The organism is Paractinoplanes brasiliensis (assembly GCF_004362215.1).
In the GTDB taxonomy this organism is placed as follows: domain Bacteria; phylum Actinomycetota; class Actinomycetes; order Mycobacteriales; family Micromonosporaceae; genus Actinoplanes; species Actinoplanes brasiliensis.
The window spans coordinates 4,107,917-4,128,201 of the sequence record NZ_SNWR01000001.1 but is presented as its reverse complement, the minus strand read 5'-3'; the positions used below and the strand labels follow the sequence as shown (position 1 = coordinate 4,128,201).

The following is a 20,285-nucleotide window of genomic DNA, read 5'->3' as shown; positions in this document are numbered from 1 at the left end:
GACCGGAAGAGGCCAGGATGACGGACGTGTTCCGCCACCGCATGTCGGCGGCGATCGAGGCGGCTCGCCCGCTGACCCGGGGCCGGGTCACCGGGGCGGTCGGCCTGCGGGTGACCGTCAGCGGGGTCGACGCCAAGGTCGGCGACCTGGTGCAGATGGGCGAGGGCCCGGAGGCGATCTTTGCCGAGGTGGCCGCCCTCGACGGCGACAAACTCTCGTGCCTGCCGCTCGGCCCGATCGCCGGCCTCGGCGCGGGAACACCCGTGACGAGCACCGGCGGGCCGCTGCGGGTCGCGGTCGGTCCCGACCTGCGGGGCCGGATCCTGGACGGGCTGGGGCGGCCGATGGACGGCGGGCCGCCGCTGCAGGGACACCTGGTCAGCATCGACGCGGCGCCTCCGTCGGCGATGGAACGGCAACTGGTCGACAAGCCGATGCCTTTGGGCGTACGGGTCCTGGACACCCTCGTGCCGTGCGGGCGCGGGCAGCGTATCGGCATCTTCGCGGGCTCCGGCGTCGGCAAGTCCACGCTGATGAGCATGATCACGCGGGGCACGTCGGCCGAGTTGAACGTCGTCGCGCTGGTCGGCGAGCGCGGCCGCGAGGTCCGCGAGTTCATCGAGCACGACCTGGGCGAGGAGGGCCTGGCCAGGTCGGTGGTGGTGATCGCGACCTCGGACACGCCGCCGCTGGTGCGTCTGCGGGCGGGCGCGGTGGCCACCCGGATCGCCGAGTACTACCGTGACGAGGGCGCCGACGTGCTGCTGATGATGGACAGCGTGACCCGTGCGGCGATGGCCCAGCGCGAGGTGGGCCTGTCGGTCGGGGAGCCGCCCGCCACCCGGGGCTATCCGCCGTCGGTGTTCGCGATGCTGGCCTCGCTGCTGGAGCGGGCCGGGCCGGGCGCGCGGGGCAGCATCACCGGCCTCTACACCGTGCTGGTGGAGGGCGACGACCACAACGAGCCGATCGCCGACGCGGCCCGCTCGATCCTCGACGGTCACGTGGTGCTCGACCGCAAGCTGGCCACGGCCGGTCACTTCCCGAGCATCCAGGCACTCGACTCGATCTCCCGCGTGGCCAACAAGATCACCACCAAGGAGCAGCGCGCCGACGCGACCGAGCTGCGCCGTCTCATGGCGGCTCACCGCGACGTCCGGGAACTGGTCGAGATCGGCGCGTACGTGACCGGCACCAACCCGGACGCCGACCGTGCGACCGCGATCTGGCCGCACATCAACGCCTTCCTGCGCCAGGGCCTCGACGAGCGGGTCACCGCCGAGGAGGCCTGGGCGCAGCTCCACGCGCTCGTGAACGCCGCGTAGCCGACGCCGGCCGGGCTCAGTTGCAGCTCGGGTGCAGGGCCTCAGCGATCGGGTCCGGACGCCGACCGGTAAGGGGTGAGGGCCAGTCCACGGCCGCACTAGGAGGCAGATCGTGAACCGTTTCTTCCGGCTCTCGCCCGTGCTCCGCGCCCGCAAGGCCCAGGAGGACGCGGCCAAGGGCGCCGTGATCCAGTCGCGCGCCCAGATCCGCGAGGCCCAGGACCTCGTACGCCGTAAGCAGCTCGACCTGGTCGGCGCGGAGGCGCCCACCGAGGCCTCGGCCCGCGCGATGGTCGCGTCGCTGGTGGCCCGCCAATCGCTGGCCGGCGCCCTGATGAGCGCTCATCGCATGGTCTCCGATGCCGAGGAGGTCGAGCGGGAGCGCATGGCGGTGCTGGCCGATGCGGCCAAACGCCGCCGGGCCGTCGAGATGATGGCCGAGCGGCACGCCGAGATGGTGCGCGCCAACGACCTGCGCAAGGACCAGGCCAACCTGGACGAGCTGGCGATGACCAGCAAGGCCCGCGACGCCGCCCGCAGCGGGGGCGCTGAATGATCGGTGTCACCGGGGTGCTCAACCGCATCCAGGAGCTCCAGGGTCAGCTCGGGCTCAAGCCGGTCAACCCCGCCCCGGGAGCCGCCGGCACGGTCGCCACCACCGGCGCCACCAGCAATTTCGCCAGCGCGCTCGCGACCGCCACCGGCCAGGCCGGGACCGGGATGCGGCTGAACAGCCAGGCCACCGGCCAGAACGTCGTCGACGCGGCCAAGAAGTACCTCGGCACCCCGTACGTCTTCGGCAGCACCGATCCGGACAAGGGTCTGGACTGCTCGTCGCTGATCCAGCGGGCCTACGCCGACCTGGGCATCAAGCTGCCCCGCCTGTCACACCAGCAGGCCAAGGCGGGCGAGCCGGTGGCCAGCCTGGCCCAGGCCAAGCCGGGTGACATCCTCGCCTTCGACTCCCCCGTCGACCACGTCGCCATCTACGTCGGCGACAACAAGATGATCGCGGCCCCCAAGCCCGGCGACCACGTCAAGATCCAGACCGTGTACGAGAAGCCGACGCACATCCGCCGCGTCGTGCCGGACGTCGCGGTCACCCCGCAGAACGCCGTCTCCACCATCCGCCCGGCCGGCTTGCAGGGCGCCGGCTCGCTCGCCGGAGTGCCCTACGCCGACCTGTTCGTGCAGGCCGGCAACAAGTACGGCGTCTCCCCCAAGCTGCTCGCGGCGGTTGCCAAGGTGGAATCCGGGTACGACCCCACGGCGGTCAGCAAGGCCGGCGCCCAGGGCCTGATGCAGCTCATGCCGTCGACCGCGCGCGGCCTGGGCGTCAAGAACTCGTTCGACCCGGCGCAGGCGATCGACGGCGGGGCCAAGCTGCTGGCCCGCAACCTACGCGAGTTCAAGTCGCTGCCGCTGGCCCTGGCCGCCTACAACGCGGGCGGCGGCGCGGTGCACCGGTACGGCGGCATCCCGCCGTTCCGGGAGACCCAGGCGTACGTCCCGAAGGTCCAGAAGGCCCTCGCCGCTCTCGGCGGATGACCCCGTCGATCGACCGATAAGCAGGAGAGGCGCATGCAGATGCCGAATTCCGTCAGCGGGGCCGACCGCACGCCGGCCGCCGACATCGGCCGCCGGCCCGCCACCAAACGGGGTGAGGGCGCGCAGGAGTTCGGCTCCGCGCTCTCGGCCGAGCTCGACAAGCCGAAACGCGACGACACGACCCGCACCGGGGACCGCGCCGCCGCCGGGCGCCGCGAGGCCGGGAACAGAGCCGCCGAGGACCGCGCGGCCGACCGGCGGGCCGAGGCCGAGCGGGCCGCCTCCGGGCGGAGCGCGCTGCAACGCGAGGCCGCCGACCGGGCCGCCGCGGCGAACCGGGCCGCCGCCGACCGAGCTGCCACCAACAGGGCGGCCGCGGACCGGGCCGCCACCGATCGGGCCGCAGCCGGCAAGGCCGCCGACCGGGCTGATCAGCGCCGCGCCGCCGACCGGGACGGGGCACCGCGCGACGCCACAGCGCGGACCGACGCCGATCGAGGCCACACCGACCGGGCCGACGACCGCACCCGGACCGACAACCGCAATGGAACCGAGAACCGGCCGCGGGCTGACCGAGCCGACGGCCGGGACAGCGCTGCAGAGGCCGGAACTGGACAGGTCCCCGTCGCTTCCGCTATCGGCGGAAAGGCGGACAGCAGCGCCGAAGACCCGAGCGCAGGCGACGACGTCCTGACACCCGAAGCCCAGTCCACCGCCTCGGTCACGGTCACGCAGGCCGGCGTCGCGCCGGCAGCGGGCGCAGCGTTGCCCTCGGCGGCCGCTCAGCCGGCCACGCCCCCGGACACGGCAGCCGACACGCCACAACCGGCGATCCGGCCGGCCGTCACCCTCGAGGGCGGCCCGCCCCAGCAGCCTGCTCCCGCTGGAATCCCGAATCCACCCGCCCCGGCGGCGCAGGGCACGGGCACCCCGCTTCCGCCGGCCCTGGCCGCGCAGATCGCCCAGAGCGGCGCCGCCCAGCCCACCGCGGACGGCCACCCTGCCGACACCACCGGCACCCCGGCCCCGGCCGGCCCGGTTCCCGCCGCCGCGCCCGGCACGACCCAGCCGACCCTGCCGCCCACCAACGAGACCCCGATCGCCGGGCCGCGCCCAGCCGGTCTGACCCCGCCCAGCCCCCCGCCGGCCGACGCCGCAGCCGCCGCCCCACCCACAGGCACGAACACGCCCACCGGCACCACGGCCACCGGCATCCCCGCGGCCACCGGCACCACACCGGCTGACGCCCCGCCTGCCGACACCGCCGCACCCGATCCCACGGCCGCCCCGGCTTCGACCGGCGTCCGGCCCGACCCGGCCGCCGCCGATCCCACCGCCGGCACGACCAGTGCCAACCCGGTCAACCCGGCCGCCGCGCCGGGTGTGGCGCCCGACGGCGCAGCGAACCCCGGCACGCTCGGCCAGGCAGGGCCGGCCGGAGTCTCCGGTCCCCAGGCGACCGCCCCGGCCGCCCCCGCCGCCGGCACCCCGCCGCCGCCCGCCTCGTCACCGGCGTTCCAGCCGCCGGCCGCGCAGCTGGCCATGCGGATCGTTCCGCTCAGGCTGGACGCCGACGGGGTGCACCGGCTGACCGTGAACCTGCACCCGGCCGACCTGGGCCCGGTGCAGGTGGTGGCCGAGATCCGCAACGGCGAGATCAACGTGCAGTTGACCAGCGGCACCGACGCGGGCAACGAGGCGCTGCGCAACGCCCTGGACGATTTGCGGCGCGAGCTCGACAACGCCGGGTTCCGGAACACCTCGCTGGACCTGCGGCAGGGCAACGCCCAGCAGGAGCAGGCGCGGCAGCAGTTCGCCGCGGCCGGTTACCCCGGCGGTCGTCGCGACGGCGGCCCCAACACCGCCGCCGGCGAGACGACCAACGTGCCGACGATCCGGCCCGCCGCTCCGGGCTCGGGACGGCTGGACACGCACGCCTAGGACACAGCGAGAAAGGGGGTGGCCGCCGAAGCGGTCACCCCCTTTCTCGTGTGGACCTGTCAGGCCGGCTTCTCCGCGTCGAGCGGGGTCGGTGTCACCGGGGTGCCTTCCGGCTTCCCCTCCGGCCGGCCGTATCCCGCGGTGACGAATCGCAACCCGGCGAGCAGCAGGGCGGCGATCGGCACGGCGATCACGAACCGGATCAGAACCTCGGTGATGTCGACCTGGTCGAGCACGTAGCGGTACAGCGCCGGCGCGCTCATCAGGAGCGCGAACAGCAGGACCGACGGACGGATCACGGCCGCACCGAGCGGGTGACGCGGCGCGGCGCCGCGGCGACCGGCGTGACGTCGGACGCGATCCGCGCGCAGAGCATGGCGGCCCAGGCGTGCGGGGTGGCCGGCTTGCCGTCCAGCGAATAGATCGGCAGGTCGAGGCCGAGCACCGAGGCCGGGTCGCCGGTCAGTTCGACGCCGTGCACCATCAGCGACTCGACCTCGCCGAGCGTACGCAAGTGGCGGGCACTGTCGGCGGTCTTGCGGGTGGCGTCGACGACGGCCCAGACCGCTGTCGCCCCGATCGCGTCGCACATCTCGTTGACCCAGATGGGGTCGGTGCCGCCCACCGGCGCCTCGAGCACGACGACCCAGGGTTCGTCGGCGCCGTGCAGCTTCTCGGCGCGTCCCTCGGCCGCCTCCGGCGACGAGATCAACCGGGACGAGTGCAGCCCGGTGCCGGCGGTCGACTGGGCGGCGAGCAGGAGATGATTCTCCGGCACGCCGATCTGCTCGAGCAGCTGGCGGCCCATGGCGACACCCAGGTTGATGTCGCCCGCGAGCACCAGGATCTCGCCCGGCCCGTCGGGAACGGCCGGCGCGCTGGGTCGCGCGGCCAGCACGCTGAGGACCCCGGCGTACGTGTCGCTGCCGGTGATCTGACGGGCCATCTCCTCCGGCATGCCCACCGACATGAGGTTCCGGATGACCGGCTCGTTGTCCGCGACCGGCGGGTTCGCCTGGGCCGCCGGGGCGGCGGAGACCGGCTTGAGCCCGTACGTCTCGGCCGCGTTCGGCGTCGCGGCGGGCGGTTCGGGCGCGGGTGGCGGTGCCTCGTCGATCTCGATCTCGCTCGCCAGCCCGCCGATCCGCTCGGCCAGGTCGTGGGCGGGCGAGGTGTGCGCGGCCGCCGCTGCGGGCGTTGGCGGCGCCGGCGTGAAGGAGGGAGCTGCGGGCGACATCGGCGCCGCCGCCGGTCGGGCCGGTGGTGCGGGCGGCATGACCGGCGCCGGGGCCGGAGCAGTGGGTGTCCGGGCCACGTTGACCGGCGCCTCACTGGCCGCGGCCGGGCGGAACGGCCGTACGGTCGGGGCCGGCTCCTCCCGGGGCGGCGGCTTGGGTCGCGACGCGAGCTGATCGCCGCTGTTGAGACCGGCCATCAGCTCGGCGAACGCGGCCCCGGTGTCCCCGAACGCGGCGTTGCGCCCCTCGTCGGCCCCGAAGGCGTTCTCGGCCGCCGGCCGGGGCGCGGTCTCGACCGGCCGGGCCGCGCCGAACGTCGCCGGCGTCACCGACCGCGGTGAGGCTGTGCCGAACGGGCGTGGCGCCGAGCGGCCCCCGTCGTCCACCCGGTCCTGCGACTCGGCCCGTTCGAGGAGCCGTTCCAGGCTGTGCTGGCCGGTGTCGGCCGTTTTCGTCCGCTGAGCCATGTCATTCCTGTCCTCGTTCGGGTCCGGCACCTCGACCGACAGCTCGTAGTGCTGTTTGGCGAAGAACCCGCCGACACCGCCACTACGGACCTTGTCGGCGGAGATGATCCGGACACGGGAGCCGTACTCATCGCGCACCTGAGCCAGCAACGGCTCGATGGCCGGCCCCTCAAGCAGCACCCGCGTAGGCACCGTTGACCACCCCAATCGTCTCGATCTGTGCTGTGGAACCAGAGATTTCGCCGTACGACAACACCTGAACTCGGCGCGATCCGGCGCGCAGAAGTCGCATCAGTGGCAGCCGCAGCTGTGGCGAGCAGGCCAGCACCGGGGCCAGACCCTGCTGTTCCGCGGTCTCGGTGAGCCGGGCCGCCTCGCTGACGATCGCCTCGGCACGCATGCCGTCGATCGCCATGAAGGCCCCCGTCTCACTGGGCCGCAGAGATTCGAGCAGTTGCTGCTCGAGCATGGGGTCGAGCGTGATCACCGTGAGCCGGCCGGCGGTCGTGTACTGGGCCGCGATGGCGGGGCCCAGCGCCGCGCGGGCCGCCTCGACCAGGCTGTCCTGGTCGACGGAGACCTTTGCTCGAAGGGAGAGCGCCTCGAAGATGCGTACGAGGTCGCGGATCGGCACGCCCTCGTCGAGGAGCGCCTGAAGCACTTTCTGGATCTGGCCGAGGCTGAGCACCGCGGGGGTCAGCTCCTCGACCACGACGGGGTGGGTGCGTTTGACCATCTCGGTCAGCGCGCGCACGTCCTCGCGGCTGAGCAGCCGGCTCGCGTTGCTGCGAACCACCTCGGCCAGGTGCGTGATGATCACGCTGGCCCGGTCGACGACGGTCGCGCCGGACAACTCGGCCTGGTAGTGCAGCTCGGACGGCACCCACTTGCCGGGCAGGCCGAAAACGGGTTCGACTCCGGCCTTGCCCGGCAGCCCCTGCAGGCCGTCGCCGATCGCCAGCACCGTGCCCGGCGGCGCCTCACCGGATCCGGCGTCGACCCCCGAGATCCGGATCGCGTACGAGGACAGCGGCAGGTCGAGGTCGTCACGCGTACGCACCGGCGGCATGATCACGCCCAGCTCCATGGCCATCTTGCGGCGCAGAGCCCGTACGCGGTCGAGCAGGTCCCCGCTGCTGGCGTCGACCAGGTCGACCAGGTCGGGTGAGAGCGCCAGCTCCAACGGGTCCACGCGCATCTCGCCGAGGAGTTGCTCGGGCGAGTCGGCCGGCGGCATCTCGGGCGCCTCGCCGGCCGCCACGGCCGCTGCCTCCTCGTCCTCGGGCACCGGGTCCTTGAGCCGCTGGGCGGCGATCAGGACGGCCGCGCCGACCAGCAGGAAGGGCAGCTTGGGCAGCCCGGGGATGACGCAGAGGGCGAGCGCGGCGCCGCCGGCGATGCGCAGCGCGAGCTTGTTCTGGCTGAGCTGGGCGGTGACCGTCGAGCCCATGTCGCCCGAGGTCGCCGACCGGGTCACGATCAGACCGGTGGCCACCGACAGCAGCAGCGCGGGGATCTGCGAGACCAGGCCGTCGCCGATGCTCAGCAGGCTGTAGTGGTTCATCGCGTCGCCGGCCGCCATGCCCTGCTGGGCCACGCCGATCGCGAACCCGCCGACGAGGTTGATCAGCGTGATGATGATGGCGGCGATGGCGTCGCCCTTGACGAACTTGGAGCCACCGTCCATGGCGCCGTAGAACTCGGCCTCGGCCGCCACCTCGGCACGGCGCTTCTTGGCCTGGTCCTCGTCGATCAGTCCGGCGTTCAGGTCGGCGTCGATCGCCATCTGCTTACCCGGCATGGCGTCGAGGGTGAACCGGGCGCCGACCTCGGCCACGCGCTCGGCGCCCTTGGTTACCACGACCATCTGGACAATCACCAGGATCAGGAAGATGACCAGACCGATGACGAGGTTGCCACCGACGACGAAGCTGCCGAACGCGTGGATGACCTTGCCGGCGTCGCCGTCGCGCAGCACCAGACGGGTCGCGCTGATGTTGAGCGCGAGGCGGAACAGGGTGGCCACCAGCAGCAGCGCCGGGAACACCGAGAAGTCGAGCGGCTTCTGCACGAACATGCTGACCAGCAGGATCAGCAGGGCCGCCGTGATGTTGAGCGCGATCAGCGTGTCCAACAGGACGGTCGGCATGGGCACGACCATCATGAGGATGATGCCAATGACCCCGACGGGTATGGCAAGGCGGCTGATGTTGCGGTTCTTCACGGCACCTTCTGGAGGAGTGGACGTTGGAGCCATCCCTGCGCACGGTTCGCCGTCCTGGCGTTTTTCTGTTCGGCGTTCCGTCGCCTTCGCTGAGCAGGGACTGCTCCCGCAAAGCCGATCTTCCCTCGTACGAGGTACCTATGTGAGGAAATCTCCTAACTTCGAGGTTATGCGGCTTCTGATTCGGAATGAGGGTTGCGGTGCAGGCCTGCCGCCGAGCCCTTCGCCTTCAGGCTCATGACGAACGCCAGCACCCGGGCCACCGCGCCGAAGAACTCGGCCGGGATCTCGCTGCCCACCTCGACGCCGCCGTACAGCGCCCGGGCCAGCGGCTTGTCCTCGACCATGGGGACCCGGTGCTCCCCCGCCAGTTCCCGGATCTTGGTGGCGAGCGGGCCCTGGCCCTTGGCGACCACACGCGGCGCGCCCTTCTGCGGCTCGTAGCGCAGCGCCACGGCCACGTGGGTCGGGTTGACCATCACCACGTCGGCGGTCGGCACGTCGGCCATCTGCCGGTTCCGCGCCATCGCCATCTGCCGGGCCCGGATCTGTGCCTTGATCAGCGGGTCGCCCTCGCTGTTCTTGTATTCCTGCTTGACCTCTTCCTTGGTCATGCGCAGCTGCTTGTTGGTGCGCCGGCGCACGACGAAGTAGTCGGCCGCGGCCATCGCGATGCCGGCCACGGAGGCGGCCCGGATCAGGTTGAGGGCGGCGTCCACGACCGTGCCGAACAGCGCGGGCAACGGCAACTGCCCGGCGCTCATCAGCGCCGGGAAGACGTCCTTGGTGGTGGCGTAGAGCACGCCGGCCAGCACGCCGGTCTTGACCAGGGCCTTGGTGCCCTCCCAGAGGGCCTGCGGGCCGAGCATGCGCTTGAGCCCGGGCCACGGGTTGAGGCGGTTGAACTTGGGGATGAACAGCTTGGTCGCGACCCGGATGCCGCCCTGGGCCCCGGCCGCCGCGATGCCGACCACCATCATCGTCAGCGAGAGCGGCAGCACCGCCCACACGGTGCCCATGCCGGCCTCTTTGAGCAGGGCCAGCGCCTGCGCCGGCTGCGGGTCGGCGATGACGTCGGGGAACTGCTTCACGATCTCCTCGGCGTGTCCCATCGCCGATTCCAGGGTGCGCGGCAGCATGACGCTCGCGGCCAGCATGCCGAACCAGGCCCCGATGTCCTGGCTGCGGCCGATCTGGCCCTCTCGCTTGGCCTTCTTGAGTTTCTGGGGTGTCGGTTGTTCGGTTTTCTCGCCCGACATCTCACCCCCTAGGTACCGGTGAGCTGAAGCACCGCGTCGACCGCGCGCTTCACGATCGAGTCGACCACGCCGGGAAGGGCGGTGATGGCGATACCCGAGATCAGCAGCACCATGAAGATCTTGGCGGGGAAGCCGAGCTGGAACGCGTTGAGCGCCGGTGCGACCCGGTTGAGCAGGCCGAACGCCACGTCGGTGAGGAACAGGATGGCGACCAGCGGCCCGGCGATCTGGACGGCGGCCATGAACATGTCGCCGAGACCTTTGATCAGCAGCTCGGTGAACGCGCCGGTCGAGAACGTCCAGTTCAGCGGCACTGTCTTGAAGCTCTGCAGGAAGCCGCGCAGCACCAGCTGATGGCCCTCGGTGGCGAAGAGCAGCGTGATCGCGACGAGGTTGTAGAACCGGCCGAAGATCGAGCTCTGGCTCTGCGACAGCGGGTCGTAGCCCATGGCCAGGGTGAAACCGCCGAACAGGTCGATCAGGTCACCGGCGGCCTGCACCGCGGCGAACAGCACCGCGGTGACGAAGCCCAGCCCGGCGCCGATGAAGACCTGGATCAGGACGCTGAAGATGATGTCCGAGGTCTGCAGCGACGGCAGCGAGCCACGCAGGTGGGGCGCCATCGGCAGGGTCAGCCCGACCGAGAGCAGCGCCTTGACCGTGCCGGGGATGAGCCGCGAGTTGAACGGCGGGCACACCATCAACCAGGCCCCCGTACGCGCCGCGCCGAGCATGAGGGCCAGCAGCTCGGCGGTCGGCACGCTGAAGTTCATCTGTACGACGCCACCAGGGCCGTGAGGATCAACCCCCAGCCGTTGACCAGCACGAACAACAAAAGCTTGAAGGGTAAAGCAACTGTGACCGGTGGCAGCATCATCATGCCCAGCGACATCAGCGACGCCGACACCACCATGTCGATCAGCAGGAAGGGGATGAAGATGACGAAGCCGATGATGAACGCGGCCCGCAGCTCGGACAGGATGAACGCCGGCACCAGCGTGGTCAGCTCGACGTCGTCGCGGTTGCGTGGCCGCTCGTCACCGGACAGCTTGATCATCAGCGCCACCTCGTCGTCGCGGGTGGTCCGCCACATGAAGTCGCGCAACGGCTGCACGCCGTCCCGAAACGCCTGCGACTGGGACTTGTCGCCCTTGAGATAGGGCTGCACGCCCTGCTCGTTGATCGACGAGATGGTCGGGCCCATGATGAACAGGCTGATGAACAGGGCCAGCCCGGCCAGCACCTGATTGGGCGGCATGCTGGTCAGGCCGAGCGCGTTGCGGGTGATGCCGAGCACCATGAAGATCTTGGTGAAGCTCGTGCAGAGCAGCAGCAACGCGGGCGCGACCGAGAGCACTGTCAGCCCCAGCGCGATGATCAGCGATGTCGCCGGGCGGCTGCCGTCCGGGTTGGTGCCGTTGATGTTGACGTTGATGTTGGGGCGTCCGGGCCGGGCCGGCGGGCTCGGCGGGGCGGGAGCCTTGGGGAAAGCGACCACCGCGGTCGCGGGCGCGCGTTCCGGCGCCGCGGGCGTACGGGAAGGCTCGGCCTGCGCCGGGCCCGGCAGCAGCACGAGCGCAAAACCCAGGCTCGCCAGCAAGAGGAACAGCGCGCGCTTGATCATCGGTGGCTGGTCCGATCGCGGAGGAACTCCACCGCCGTCTTCCACGTGCGCGGCGAGAGGATCGAGCCCTCGAGGCGGCTGTGCCGGGGCGCCGCCGGATGCTGTCCGGGCAGGTCCACCGGGCCCTTGGCCAGCTCGGCGGCGAGCTCGTCGTCGAGCTGCAGGTGGTCGCGATGCTCGGCGTGGTGGTGCTCGAAATCCGCGATCTCGGCCTCGCCGAGCAGGCTCACCTGCTGGTCGGTGACCCCCAGGATCATCGCGCGGTCGGCCACCTTGACCACGGCCACCGCCGCGCCGCGCGAGAGCTGCTGGCGGTTGAGCACCATCAGCGCCCCGTGCCCACGCCCGAGCAACGGACGACGGACGAGCCGGGCCAGGCCCCACATCATCCCCATGATGATGAGGAGCGTGAAACCGATCCGCAGGACGAGCTCCAGCAAGGCCGTTACTCCCGCTCGGCGCCGGGAGCGACGATCTCGGTGACCCGGATGCCGAAGTTCTCGTCGACCACCACCACCTCGCCCCGCGCGATCAGCCGGCCGTTGACCAGCAGATCTGCCGGGCTTCCGGCGGCCCGGTCGAGCTCGACGATCGCTCCCGGCGACAGGGACAAAAGCTCCCGTACGCTCATCCGGGTGCGGCCCAGCTCGGCCGAGACCTCCATCTCGACGTCGTGCAGCATGTCCAGCCCGCCCCTGAGTTGCGCCGCGGGCGCAGCGGGCTCGCGCCGGGCGACGTTCCCACCGCCCGCGAAGTCGGAGGGCCAGGGGCTCAGCGCGAGGGCCAGCACGGCGCGGATGGCGGACCCCTCGACCAGCGGCACCGCCACGGCGTCGTCCTTGGCGGCGATCGCGCTCAGGGCAACCTGCGGTTCCATCACGACGCCGGGATCGAGCACCACCGGACCGAACACCCGGGCCGCGGCCTCGAGGGCCGGCCGCACCGCGGCGGTCAGGTCGAGCTCGCCGAGCGGGCTCTCCTTGAGCGCGTCCGCCAGGTCCTGTCCGACCACCACGACGACCTCGCCGGCCGCCGCGCCGCTGAACCGGGCGGTGATCGCCTGCCCCTCCGTCAGGATGTCGGCGCCGGCGGCGATCGGATCGCCGACCGCCAGGGGCCGGCTGGTGGGAAGGACGCCCAGCGCGGCCTCGGCCGCGTTCCGGGCCAGCGCCAGCTGCGGCGCGGTGATGGTGGGTGCGGTCATGGGCGACCAGGCTCCTTGGGCGAATCCTTGGGGGCCGGCACGACGAGACAGGCGAGCCGAGCACCCTGGTTACCGGGAACTGCATGGGCGAAAACGGTCTCGTTGACCGTTACCTCGAGCGGCCGGCTCGTCGGGTGGTTCAACGGGACGACGTCTCCGGGACGTAGGTCCACGATGTCATCGGTACGCATGCGGATGGGCTGGAATCGCACCGCAACATCGAGCGGGGCGGCGGAGAGGCCGGCGGTCAGGTTGCGCATCGCCACGTCCTTGGCCATCCGCTCGGCATCGCTCAGCACGACCGTCTCGGTGCGCGACAGCACCGGCAGGATCGTGGTGAACGGCAGGCAGAACGTGTGCATCGTCTCCTCGCCGCCGATCTTGACGTCGAACGAGGCGACCACGCAGGCGTCACCGGGCTGGTGGGCCCGGAGGAACTGCGCGTTGTACTCGATGTCCTTGAGCTTGGGGTGGATGTCGACCAGCGTCTCGAAGCCGTACCGCAGCTCGCCGAGCATCCGCTCCAGCAGGCCGCGCAACAGGGGCATCTCGACCTCGGTCAGCGGCCGCTCGGGCTGGGGGCCGCCCGGCCCGCCCAGCATATGATCGATCGCGGTCATCGAGGCCGAGGTGGAGATCTCCATCAGGGCCGTGCTGGGCAGCGGATCGAGCACGACCAAGGCGATGACCGTGGGGTTGTTCAGAGCCGCGACGTACTCGTCGTAGTTCAGCTGCTCGATCGAGGCGAGCGTGACGTTGCTGACCGCGCGCAGACGCGTCGTGAGCAGGGTCCCGCAGCTGCGCGCGTACGTCTCGAAGGCGATCTGCAGCGTACGGACGTGTTCACGGGACAGTTTGATCGGCTTGCGGAAGTCGTACGCGGTCGGCCCGGCGCCCTGGCCGCGGCGGGATATCCGGCCCGGGGTACGTGCGGCGTTGGTCACGTTGTCCCCATCGGCTCGTTTCCGGAGCGGCTGAGCGGGAGGACCGTTTTTGACCCCGTGAAGCCGGATGGGCGGGTTCACCGAAGTGAACCCGCCCGCCGGCGTCAACGAGTCACTGGGTGACGAACGAGGTGAAGTAGAGCCCCATCACCATCTTCTTGCCGTCCTCGGTGTACGCCTTCACGATCTTCGAGGTGAGCTCGGCCTTGAGCTCCTCGCGGCCCTTCTCGGTGGAGAGCTCGGCCAGGGTCTTGCCGGTGTACTCGTCGATCGCCAGCTCCCGCGCCTCGCTGGTGTCGACCGACTCGGAGCCGGCGTCCGCGGTCTGCTGCAGCGAGAAGTTCAGCTTGAGGTAGTGACCGTCGGCCAGGTTGATCGTCATCGCCTCTTCGAGGGCCACCACGCTGCCCTTGACCGGCGCGGCCTCGGCCTTGTCGCCCTTCAGCATGAAGAACGCCCCGGCGCCGCCACCGCCCAGCAGCACCACTGCGGCGATAACGATGATCATAAGCATCTTCTTGGACTTCTTGGGGGCGTCGGCGGCGGTAGTCGTCTCGTCCTTGCTCATCGAAAGCTCCTCTCAGTCGTGCGTCGGGTTGGTATCGGTGGATTCGCTCTTGTTATCGGTCGTCGATCCGGCCGGTTGAGCAGCCTTGGCTGCAGCTGAGGTTTGTCCCGGGTGCAGCTTGTTGTCGGCCCCGGCCGCCGCCGGCAGCAGCGCTGCCTGCTCGGCGTTGAGGGTGGTCAGGATGACGACGTCGACCCGGCGGTTCATGGTGATCGAGCGGGGGTCGGACGGGTCGATGAGCGGCTTGGTGTCGGAGAAACCGACCGCGCTCATCCGGTTCTTGGCGATGCCGTGGCCCACCAGGTACCGAACTGTCGTCGAGGCACGGGCCGCGCTCAGTTCCCATCCGCTGGGGTAGAAGGTGGTCCTGGCATTGAGCTGGTTGGTGTTGCCGTCGACCTCGATGTTGTTGGGCAGTTTGACCAGGGCGGGGGCGATCGCGTCGAGGATCTTCTTGCCGCCGGGCCGCAGGTCGGCACGGTTGCCGGCGAAGACGACCTCGTTGGTCAGGATGGTGACCACCAGGCCACGCCGGTCGACGACGAACTGCACCGACCCGAGCAGCTTCTGCGCCGCCAGCGCGTCGGCGATCTTGTTCTCGATCTTCTTGAGGTTCTCAGCCTCCTTGGCAGCCGCCTGAGCGTTCTGCGAAGCCTTCTTGCGGGACTCGGCTGCCATCGCGGCCTTGACCGCCTCCTGCTGCTTGGCGGTCAGGTTGGAGGCGCCCGCCTTGCCGTCGCCAGGGTTGGCGCCCGGGTCGATCTGCACGATCTCGGCGGAGTTGCCGGACCCGTCCATCGGGCCGGTCTGCCCCTGGAAGGCGACGCTCTGGGCGCCGAACCCGGCTGACAGACCGGACGCCAGTTGGGCGAACTTCTTCATGTTGACGTCGCTCATGGAGTACAGGACCACGAACAGAACGAACAGCAGGGTCAGCATGTCCGCGTACGACACGAGCCAGCGCTCGTGATTGACGTGCTCCTCGTGCTCCTCGTGCGCTTTCTTACGCTTACCCCCGCCACCGCTCATAGCGTCAGGCCGCCCTCTTCGTGTTCGCGGCCGCCTCGGCCTTCTTGGCCTCGTCCGGCGGGAGGAGGCTACGGAGCTTCTGCGCCACGAGGCGCGGGTTGGAGCCGGCCTGGATGGCCAGGACACCGTCGACGACCAACTCCATCTCCTCGGCCTCGACGTTGCTCAGCCGGCCGAGCCGGGAGGCGATGGGCAGCCACATCAGGTTGGCGCTGAGAACACCCCAGAGGGTGGCGCAGAACGCCGCGGCGATCGAGTGACCGAGGGTGTCGGGCTGGTCGAGGTTCTCGAGCACGTGCACGAGGCCCATGACCGTGCCCACGATGCCGATGGTCGGCGCGTAACCGCCCATGTTCTCGAACAGCTTGGCGCCGGCCTTGTCCGACTTCTTCTTCGCGGCGATCTCGGCGTGCAGGATGTCGTGCAGCTCATCGGGGTCGGTGCCGTCGATGGCCAGCTGCAGACCGCGCTTGAGGAACGGGTGCTGCACCGTCTTGACCGCGTCCTCCAGCGCCAGCAGGCCCTCGCGGCGGGCCCGCTCGGCCAGCTTGACGACCTCGTCGACCAGCTGGGTGGGCGGCGTGACCTTCTGGGTGAACGCCCGGTTCAGCTGGGCGCCGACGCCGGTCCAGTCCTTCATGACGCCGCCGGCCATGGCGGCCGCGAAGCCGCCGCCGAACACCAGAAGCATCGAGGGGATCAGGAGGATGGAGGTCGGGGAGCCGCCCTCGAGGATCTGAACGATGAAGACGATGGCGAGGCCGCCGACTACACCGATGATGGTTGAGATGTCCATCAGCGTCCATTCCGGTGCAGCGGGAGCACCTTGGCGTCGTCGTCGTTGTCAACCGACGGGGCGGAGGAGTGGGTGTTGGCAGGCTCAGCCTCGAGACGACTTGCCTGGGCGATGAGCGAAGCGCGGTAGTGCCGCACGGAGTCGATGAATTCGGGCACGGACTCGGCAATGACGTACTTGGTGCCGTCGACCAGCGTGATGACCGTGTCGGGCGTGCAGTCGGCGCGCTCGACCAGGTCAGGGTTCAGGGCGAACACGGCACCGTTGATGCGGGTTACGAGGATCACTGACGTCCGTCCTTGGGTGGTGGTGTTTACCTGGGCCGGCAGGCCGTCCGTGGCCCTCGATATGTGTTTCGGCCTGACCCCGGTTGCCGATGAGATCCAACCGGTGGCCGTACGGGTGCAGGGACGGCTCGGAACGACGACGGCCGGGGCAGACGCGGATGCGCCTGCCCCGGCCCGGGGCCGTGCTCGTGGGGATTACGGTTTACCGCTTCATGCTGACGAGCTCCTGGAGCAGCTCGTCGGAGGTCGTGATGATGCGGGAGTTCGCCTGGAAGCCGCGCTGCGCCACGACCAGGTTGGTGAACTCCTGCGCCAGGTCGACGTTCGACATCTCGAGCGCGCCGCTGATCACTTGGCCGAGGCCGGCGCTGGTCGGCGTGCCGATCTGGGCCAGGCCGGAGTTGACGGTCGAGCGCCACATCGAGTCGCCGGTCTTCTCCAGGCCGTTGACGTTCTTGAAGGTGGCCAGGGCGACCTGGCCGAGCACCTTCTTCTGGCCGTTGCTGAAGGCGCCGACGATCTGGCCGGTGTCCGAGACGGTGTAGGTCAGCGAGGCCAGGGTGCCGGCCGCGTTGCCGTTCGAGTCCGAAACCCGTGCCTCGCTCAGCCCGTGGAACATCGTCAGATCGTTGGCATCGACGTCGAGGGTGGTGCTCAGGTTCGGAGCGATCGTGTCGACCCCCGCGAACGACAGCGACGCCCGCGTGGCCGGCGGGGTGACGACCGGCTTGCCGTCCTCGAACTGGATCGTCGCCGTGATGGCCGGAGTCGGCCCGGCCTCGCCCGACTTCGTAAGCTCCACGGTCCAGTCCTGAATGGAAGCGGTGGGGTCCGCGGTGGTGCGCGTGAACTTCGCCGAGAGGCTGACCGGGTTGCCGGTCTTGTCGAAAGCCTTGAAGGGGATCTCGATGGCAGGGATGGTGGTCGGGTCGGTGACGCCCTCGGGCAGGTCGTTGGTCAGGTTGCCCTTCATCTCGACGGTGCTGGTGGCCACCGGCGAGATGCTCTTGCCCAGGGGCATCTTGATGTCATCGGGCTTGGCGGCCGGGTTGACCACACCGTCCTCGTCGGCGGTCCAGCCCTGCACCGGATCGCCGGTCGCGGTGGCCAGCATGCCGTTGGCGTCGAAGAAGAACGATCCGGCCCGGCTGTAGAGCTCCTCGTTGCCGCGACGCGTGATGAAGAAGCCGTCACCCTGGATCATCATGTCGCCGGCCTTGCCGGTGGCCTGGGCCGAGCCCTGGCTGAAGTTCGACGTGATGCTGGCGTTGCGGACGCCGAGGCCCACCTGCGCCGGGTTCGTCCCAGCCTGCCCGTTCTGCGGCGCCCCGGCCGCGCCCGTGATCTGGCTGAGCGTGTCCTGGAACTGGACCGAGCTGGCCTTGAAACCGACGGTGTTGACGTTGGCGATGTTGTTACCGGTGACGTCCATCATCTGCTGATGCGCGTGCAGGCCGCTGATACCGGAATAGAGCGAGCGCAGCATGAATCGTTCCTTTGCGGTTGAGAATTACGGCTTGGGCGTCTGTGCGGTCGTGTCCGTGGCCGGCTGCGCCGGCTCCTGGACCTCCATGACCTTGGACAGCTGCACTTCCGTGTTCCCGATCCGAAGTATCGGTTCGCTGTCGCCGTTGAGCTTGGCCGCGGAGATGACCCCGGTGGCTTTGGCGCCGAAGGGGTCCATGTATTCCACGGTCTTGCCGACCAGGGAGCTGGCAGTGATCAACTGCTGGCCCTTGAGCATGTCGGCGATGCCTTCCAGCTTTTCCACCTGGGTGAACTGGGCGGTCTGGGCCAGGAACTGGGTGGAGTCGGCCGGCTTGCTGGGGTCCTGGTACTTCAGCTGGGCCACCAGGAGCTTCAGGAAGGTGTCCCGGTCGCCGAGGGTTTTGCTCTTTTCCTTGGCCGCCCCGGCGCCGGCCGCCGCGGTGGCGCCGGCGCCGAAGACTCCTGGGGTCGCCGAGGTCATAGGTTGCTCCCGTCCGTAAAGCACTTCAAAGGTTGCTTCGGCCGGGTCGGCACTTTGCTTAGCACCGGATCGAACCCGTCCGGCAACACGAGGAAGGGCCCGCCGGATCGGCGGGCCCTTCTGCGTGCGTACGTGATCAGGGCGCCAGCGAGAGGCTGAGCTTTCCCTTGCCGTACCGGTTGACGTCGACGAGCAGGTCGACCCGCCGGCCGAGGGCCAACAGGTGGGCCCGGGCGTCGGCGGGCAGCGGCTCGCCGGGGTAGACGACCTGGTGGAGCTTGATGTGCGGGCCACCCTCGCGGTTGAGCAGGCTGGTCAGGACGTTGCACAGCTCGCCCACGTTCTCGGCGAGGTTCGGGTAGAGCTCCTTGTCGTCGATGCTGTCCTCGGCAGCGCCGGCGGGAAGCAGGCCGAGCGCGGCGCCGGCGTTGGCCGCCAGGGCGAGCTCCATCCCGAGGACGGCATAGATGTTCTGCGCGGTGTCGATGAAAATCGCGACCGTCGAGGTGGGAATCTCATCTGCGCTGAGAGGCTCACCGGGGCTGACGGTCACCTCCCGGCCGAGCAGGTCCTCGAAGAGGTTGCGGACGGCCAGGGTGCCAGGAAGAACCGTTACGTCGGACATGTCGTAATCATCCCAAAATTGGAGCGAAGACCTCGTCGAATCGCTCAGCTGAGAACGGCTTCACGATGAAAAAGAGAGCACCGGCGGAGTCCGCCTGTTCCTTCATCTCGGGGGTGCTCTCGGACGTCACAAACCCGAACTTGACGTCGTTCCCGGCCGCACGAAGTTTCCGAAGAACCTCGATACCGGTCATTTCTGGCATGTTCCAGTCGGAGAGCACCAGATCGGGACTCTCCGATTTCACCTTGTCGAAGGCCTCTTGCCCGTTGGCTGCCTCGATCAGGTCGTGATCGCCGAATCCGGCCTGCCGCAGGGTGCGGACCACGATCTGGCGCATCACCCGACTGTCGTCAGCGATGAGAATCTTCATTCCGCGCCCTCCTTGTTGTCACCGCGGCCATGCCACATGGAAATCGACACCGGCTCGCCCTCCCACAGCCCGTACACTCCGCTGACTCTCTCGGTGTGGGGAAAGCGCGCCGTCGCTTCAGGGGCGAGCACCACCTGCGGCAGCGACAGAAGCGCACCGGGCGGCAGCATCGCCTTGACGTTCCCACCGACGATGTTGGCGAGTTCACCAAGCACGTCGGAGAGGTCCTCGTCGCTCACCTCCTCCGGTTCCATGGCCAGAAAGGCAGCCGCGGCACGGCGAGCCGCCGCGGTCGAGGAGGCGTAGACGACGAATCCGGTCCAGGAACCGGTGATGGAGACGGAGGAGTGCACTTCGGACGGCTGGTTCTCGTCGTAGGTCGGGATCAGCGGGCTCACGCCCTCGGGATCCAGATACGACTCCCACACCTGCTCCACCATCTCGGCGAGGTCGTTCTCATTGACCTCGACTTCGATGCTCATGAGTTCGCTCCGGTCGGGACGAGGCCCAGCAGGGCCAGCTTCTCGATCATGGCCCCCTCGGTGAAGGGTTTGATCACGTATTCGTGGGCGCCCGCGGCGAGCGCCCGGACGATCTGGCTCTGTTCGCTCTCGGTGGTGACCATGACCAGCGTCATCTCCCGCAGGCGGGGGTCGGCCCGCGCGTGCGTGACGAACTCGAGCCCGTTCATGTTCGGCATGTTCCAGTCGATGAGGGCCAGCTCGGGCACCTCCGACATCTCGTTCAGGAGGTCGAGCGCCTCCTGTCCGTCACCCGCTTCCACCGCCTCGAAGTTCAGCTTGGTGACGATGCGTTTGAGGATCATGCGCATCGCGCGGGAATCGTCGATCACCATGGCGCGCATCG

Annotated in this window: 23 protein-coding genes; 4 read left to right on the top strand and 19 right to left on the bottom strand. The window is 69.8% G+C overall.

From position 1 onward, the window contains the following. Window positions 1–17 precede the first annotated feature (17 nt). The 4 genes from C8E87_RS18540 (at window position 18) to C8E87_RS18525 (ending at window position 4,814) form a co-directional block, all read left to right on the top strand. Window positions 18–1,325, top strand: coding sequence for a FliI/YscN family ATPase (locus C8E87_RS18540; protein WP_133874259.1), 1,308 nt, complete (start codon window positions 18–20; stop codon window positions 1,323–1,325). A gap of 112 nt (window positions 1,326–1,437) precedes the next feature. Then, on the top strand, window positions 1,438–1,881 hold the full coding sequence (locus C8E87_RS18535; protein WP_133874258.1) for a flagellar FliJ family protein: 444 nt from the start codon (window positions 1,438–1,440) through the stop codon (window positions 1,879–1,881). Then, window positions 1,878–2,873, top strand: coding sequence for a transglycosylase SLT domain-containing protein (locus C8E87_RS18530; RefSeq protein WP_133874257.1), 996 nt, complete (start codon window positions 1,878–1,880; stop codon window positions 2,871–2,873). Before C8E87_RS18535 ends, C8E87_RS18530 begins: the two co-directional genes overlap by 4 nt. Before the next feature lie 33 nt (window positions 2,874–2,906). Then, window positions 2,907–4,814 (top strand): flagellar hook-length control protein FliK, encoded by a 1,908-nt coding sequence (locus tag C8E87_RS18525; RefSeq protein WP_133874256.1) that lies wholly within the window; start codon window positions 2,907–2,909, stop codon window positions 4,812–4,814. A 59-nt stretch (window positions 4,815–4,873) separates the two neighbouring features. On the opposite strand, the gene C8E87_RS18520 is transcribed toward C8E87_RS18525, so the two are convergent. The 19 genes from C8E87_RS18520 to C8E87_RS18430 form a co-directional block, all read right to left on the bottom strand. Next, entirely contained in the window at window positions 4,874–5,113 is a 240-nt protein-coding gene (locus C8E87_RS18520) for a hypothetical protein (protein WP_133874255.1), read from the bottom strand. After that, window positions 5,110–6,711: a flagellar biosynthesis protein FlhF gene (locus C8E87_RS18515; protein WP_133874254.1), complete on the bottom strand. Its 1,602-nt coding sequence runs from the start codon at window positions 6,709–6,711 to the stop codon at window positions 5,110–5,112. Before C8E87_RS18515 ends, C8E87_RS18520 begins: the two co-directional genes overlap by 4 nt. Continuing rightward, complete coding sequence (gene flhA, locus C8E87_RS18510; protein ID WP_133874253.1) at window positions 6,689–8,743, bottom strand: flagellar biosynthesis protein FlhA; 2,055 nt, start codon at window positions 8,741–8,743, stop codon at window positions 6,689–6,691. Before flhA ends, C8E87_RS18515 begins: the two co-directional genes overlap by 23 nt. Window positions 8,744–8,910: 167 nt before the next feature. Beyond that, window positions 8,911–10,002 (bottom strand): EscU/YscU/HrcU family type III secretion system export apparatus switch protein, encoded by a 1,092-nt coding sequence (locus tag C8E87_RS18505; RefSeq protein WP_133874252.1) that lies wholly within the window; start codon window positions 10,000–10,002, stop codon window positions 8,911–8,913. Window positions 10,003–10,010: 8 nt separating this feature from the next. Continuing rightward, on the bottom strand, window positions 10,011–10,775 hold the full coding sequence (fliR, locus tag C8E87_RS18500) for a flagellar biosynthetic protein FliR (RefSeq protein WP_133874251.1): 765 nt from the start codon (window positions 10,773–10,775) through the stop codon (window positions 10,011–10,013). After that, complete coding sequence (gene fliP / locus C8E87_RS18495; RefSeq protein WP_133874250.1) at window positions 10,772–11,626, bottom strand: flagellar type III secretion system pore protein FliP; 855 nt, start codon at window positions 11,624–11,626, stop codon at window positions 10,772–10,774. The genes fliR and fliP overlap by 4 nt, the downstream gene beginning before the upstream one ends. Next, window positions 11,623–12,066, bottom strand: a complete 444-nt coding sequence (locus C8E87_RS18490) for a flagellar biosynthetic protein FliO (RefSeq protein ID WP_133874249.1) — start codon at window positions 12,064–12,066, stop codon at window positions 11,623–11,625. Before C8E87_RS18490 ends, fliP begins: the two co-directional genes overlap by 4 nt. Window positions 12,067–12,071: 5 nt before the next feature. Next, on the bottom strand, window positions 12,072–12,830 hold the full coding sequence (gene fliN, locus C8E87_RS18485) for a flagellar motor switch protein FliN (RefSeq protein WP_133874248.1): 759 nt from the start codon (window positions 12,828–12,830) through the stop codon (window positions 12,072–12,074). Continuing rightward, complete coding sequence (locus C8E87_RS18480) at window positions 12,827–13,774, bottom strand: flagellar motor switch protein FliM (protein WP_133874247.1); 948 nt, start codon at window positions 13,772–13,774, stop codon at window positions 12,827–12,829. The genes fliN and C8E87_RS18480 overlap by 4 nt, the downstream gene beginning before the upstream one ends. Window positions 13,775–13,886: 112 nt before the next feature. Then, window positions 13,887–14,342 carry a flagellar basal body-associated FliL family protein gene (locus C8E87_RS18475; protein ID WP_133874246.1) on the bottom strand — a complete coding sequence of 152 codons (456 nt, stop codon included), beginning with the start codon at window positions 14,340–14,342 and terminating at the stop codon, window positions 13,887–13,889. Between the two features lie 12 nt (window positions 14,343–14,354). Next, window positions 14,355–15,371, bottom strand: coding sequence for a flagellar motor protein MotB (locus tag C8E87_RS18470; RefSeq protein WP_133874245.1), 1,017 nt, complete (start codon window positions 15,369–15,371; stop codon window positions 14,355–14,357). Between the two features lie 4 nt (window positions 15,372–15,375). Then, the gene (locus tag C8E87_RS18465; protein WP_133874244.1) at window positions 15,376–16,167 is read right to left on the bottom strand and encodes a flagellar motor protein; all 792 of its coding nucleotides are present in this window, start codon (window positions 16,165–16,167) and stop codon (window positions 15,376–15,378) included. Continuing rightward, window positions 16,167–16,454, bottom strand: coding sequence for a flagellar FlbD family protein (locus C8E87_RS18460; protein WP_133874243.1), 288 nt, complete (start codon window positions 16,452–16,454; stop codon window positions 16,167–16,169). The genes C8E87_RS18465 and C8E87_RS18460 overlap by 1 nt, the downstream gene beginning before the upstream one ends. 202 nt (window positions 16,455–16,656) lie before the next feature. Next, window positions 16,657–17,940, bottom strand: coding sequence for a flagellar hook protein FlgE (locus tag C8E87_RS18455; protein ID WP_133874242.1), 1,284 nt, complete (start codon window positions 17,938–17,940; stop codon window positions 16,657–16,659). Window positions 17,941–17,964: 24 nt separating this feature from the next. After that, a complete protein-coding gene (locus C8E87_RS18450; RefSeq protein WP_133874241.1) occupies window positions 17,965–18,423 on the bottom strand; it encodes a flagellar hook assembly protein FlgD in 459 nt (152 codons plus the stop codon). A gap of 136 nt (window positions 18,424–18,559) precedes the next feature. Beyond that, window positions 18,560–19,048 (bottom strand): hypothetical protein, encoded by a 489-nt coding sequence (locus C8E87_RS18445; RefSeq protein WP_133874240.1) that lies wholly within the window; start codon window positions 19,046–19,048, stop codon window positions 18,560–18,562. Between the two features lie 7 nt (window positions 19,049–19,055). Then, window positions 19,056–19,418: a response regulator gene (locus C8E87_RS18440; protein ID WP_133874239.1), complete on the bottom strand. Its 363-nt coding sequence runs from the start codon at window positions 19,416–19,418 to the stop codon at window positions 19,056–19,058. Beyond that, the gene (locus C8E87_RS18435) at window positions 19,415–19,900 is read right to left on the bottom strand and encodes a chemotaxis protein CheX (RefSeq protein ID WP_133874238.1); all 486 of its coding nucleotides are present in this window, start codon (window positions 19,898–19,900) and stop codon (window positions 19,415–19,417) included. Before C8E87_RS18435 ends, C8E87_RS18440 begins: the two co-directional genes overlap by 4 nt. Continuing rightward, window positions 19,897–20,283, bottom strand: coding sequence for a response regulator (locus tag C8E87_RS18430; protein ID WP_239079782.1), 387 nt, complete (start codon window positions 20,281–20,283; stop codon window positions 19,897–19,899). Before C8E87_RS18430 ends, C8E87_RS18435 begins: the two co-directional genes overlap by 4 nt. Window positions 20,284–20,285: the final 2 nt, after the last annotated feature.

What these genes read in the sequence shown, in the direction of transcription:
- C8E87_RS18540 (WP_133874259.1), top strand. Translation starts at nt 18, where the DNA reads ATGACGGACGTGTTCCGCCACCGCATGTCGGCGGCGATCGAGGCGGCT.
- C8E87_RS18475 (WP_133874246.1), bottom strand. Translation starts at nt 14,342, where the DNA reads ATGAGCAAGGACGAGACGACTACCGCCGCCGACGCCCCCAAGAAGTCC.
- C8E87_RS18450 (WP_133874241.1), bottom strand. Translation starts at nt 18,423, where the DNA reads ATGACCTCGGCGACCCCAGGAGTCTTCGGCGCCGGCGCCACCGCGGCG.
- C8E87_RS18455 (WP_133874242.1), bottom strand. Translation starts at nt 17,940, where the DNA reads ATGCTGCGCTCGCTCTATTCCGGTATCAGCGGCCTGCACGCGCATCAG.
- C8E87_RS18525 (WP_133874256.1), top strand. Translation starts at nt 2,907, where the DNA reads ATGCAGATGCCGAATTCCGTCAGCGGGGCCGACCGCACGCCGGCCGCC.
- C8E87_RS18470 (WP_133874245.1), bottom strand. Translation starts at nt 15,371, where the DNA reads ATGAGCGGTGGCGGGGGTAAGCGTAAGAAAGCGCACGAGGAGCACGAG.
- C8E87_RS18435 (WP_133874238.1), bottom strand. Translation starts at nt 19,900, where the DNA reads ATGAGCATCGAAGTCGAGGTCAATGAGAACGACCTCGCCGAGATGGTG.
- C8E87_RS18430 (WP_239079782.1), bottom strand. Translation starts at nt 20,283, where the DNA reads ATGCGCGCCATGGTGATCGACGATTCCCGCGCGATGCGCATGATCCTC.
- C8E87_RS18505 (WP_133874252.1), bottom strand. Translation starts at nt 10,002, where the DNA reads ATGTCGGGCGAGAAAACCGAACAACCGACACCCCAGAAACTCAAGAAG.
- fliP (WP_133874250.1), bottom strand. Translation starts at nt 11,626, where the DNA reads ATGATCAAGCGCGCGCTGTTCCTCTTGCTGGCGAGCCTGGGTTTTGCG.
- fliN (WP_133874248.1), bottom strand. Translation starts at nt 12,830, where the DNA reads ATGACCGCACCCACCATCACCGCGCCGCAGCTGGCGCTGGCCCGGAAC.
- C8E87_RS18445 (WP_133874240.1), bottom strand. Translation starts at nt 19,048, where the DNA reads ATGTCCGACGTAACGGTTCTTCCTGGCACCCTGGCCGTCCGCAACCTC.
- fliR (WP_133874251.1), bottom strand. Translation starts at nt 10,775, where the DNA reads ATGAACTTCAGCGTGCCGACCGCCGAGCTGCTGGCCCTCATGCTCGGC.
- C8E87_RS18530 (WP_133874257.1), top strand. Translation starts at nt 1,878, where the DNA reads ATGATCGGTGTCACCGGGGTGCTCAACCGCATCCAGGAGCTCCAGGGT.
- C8E87_RS18440 (WP_133874239.1), bottom strand. Translation starts at nt 19,418, where the DNA reads ATGAAGATTCTCATCGCTGACGACAGTCGGGTGATGCGCCAGATCGTG.
- C8E87_RS18465 (WP_133874244.1), bottom strand. Translation starts at nt 16,167, where the DNA reads ATGGACATCTCAACCATCATCGGTGTAGTCGGCGGCCTCGCCATCGTC.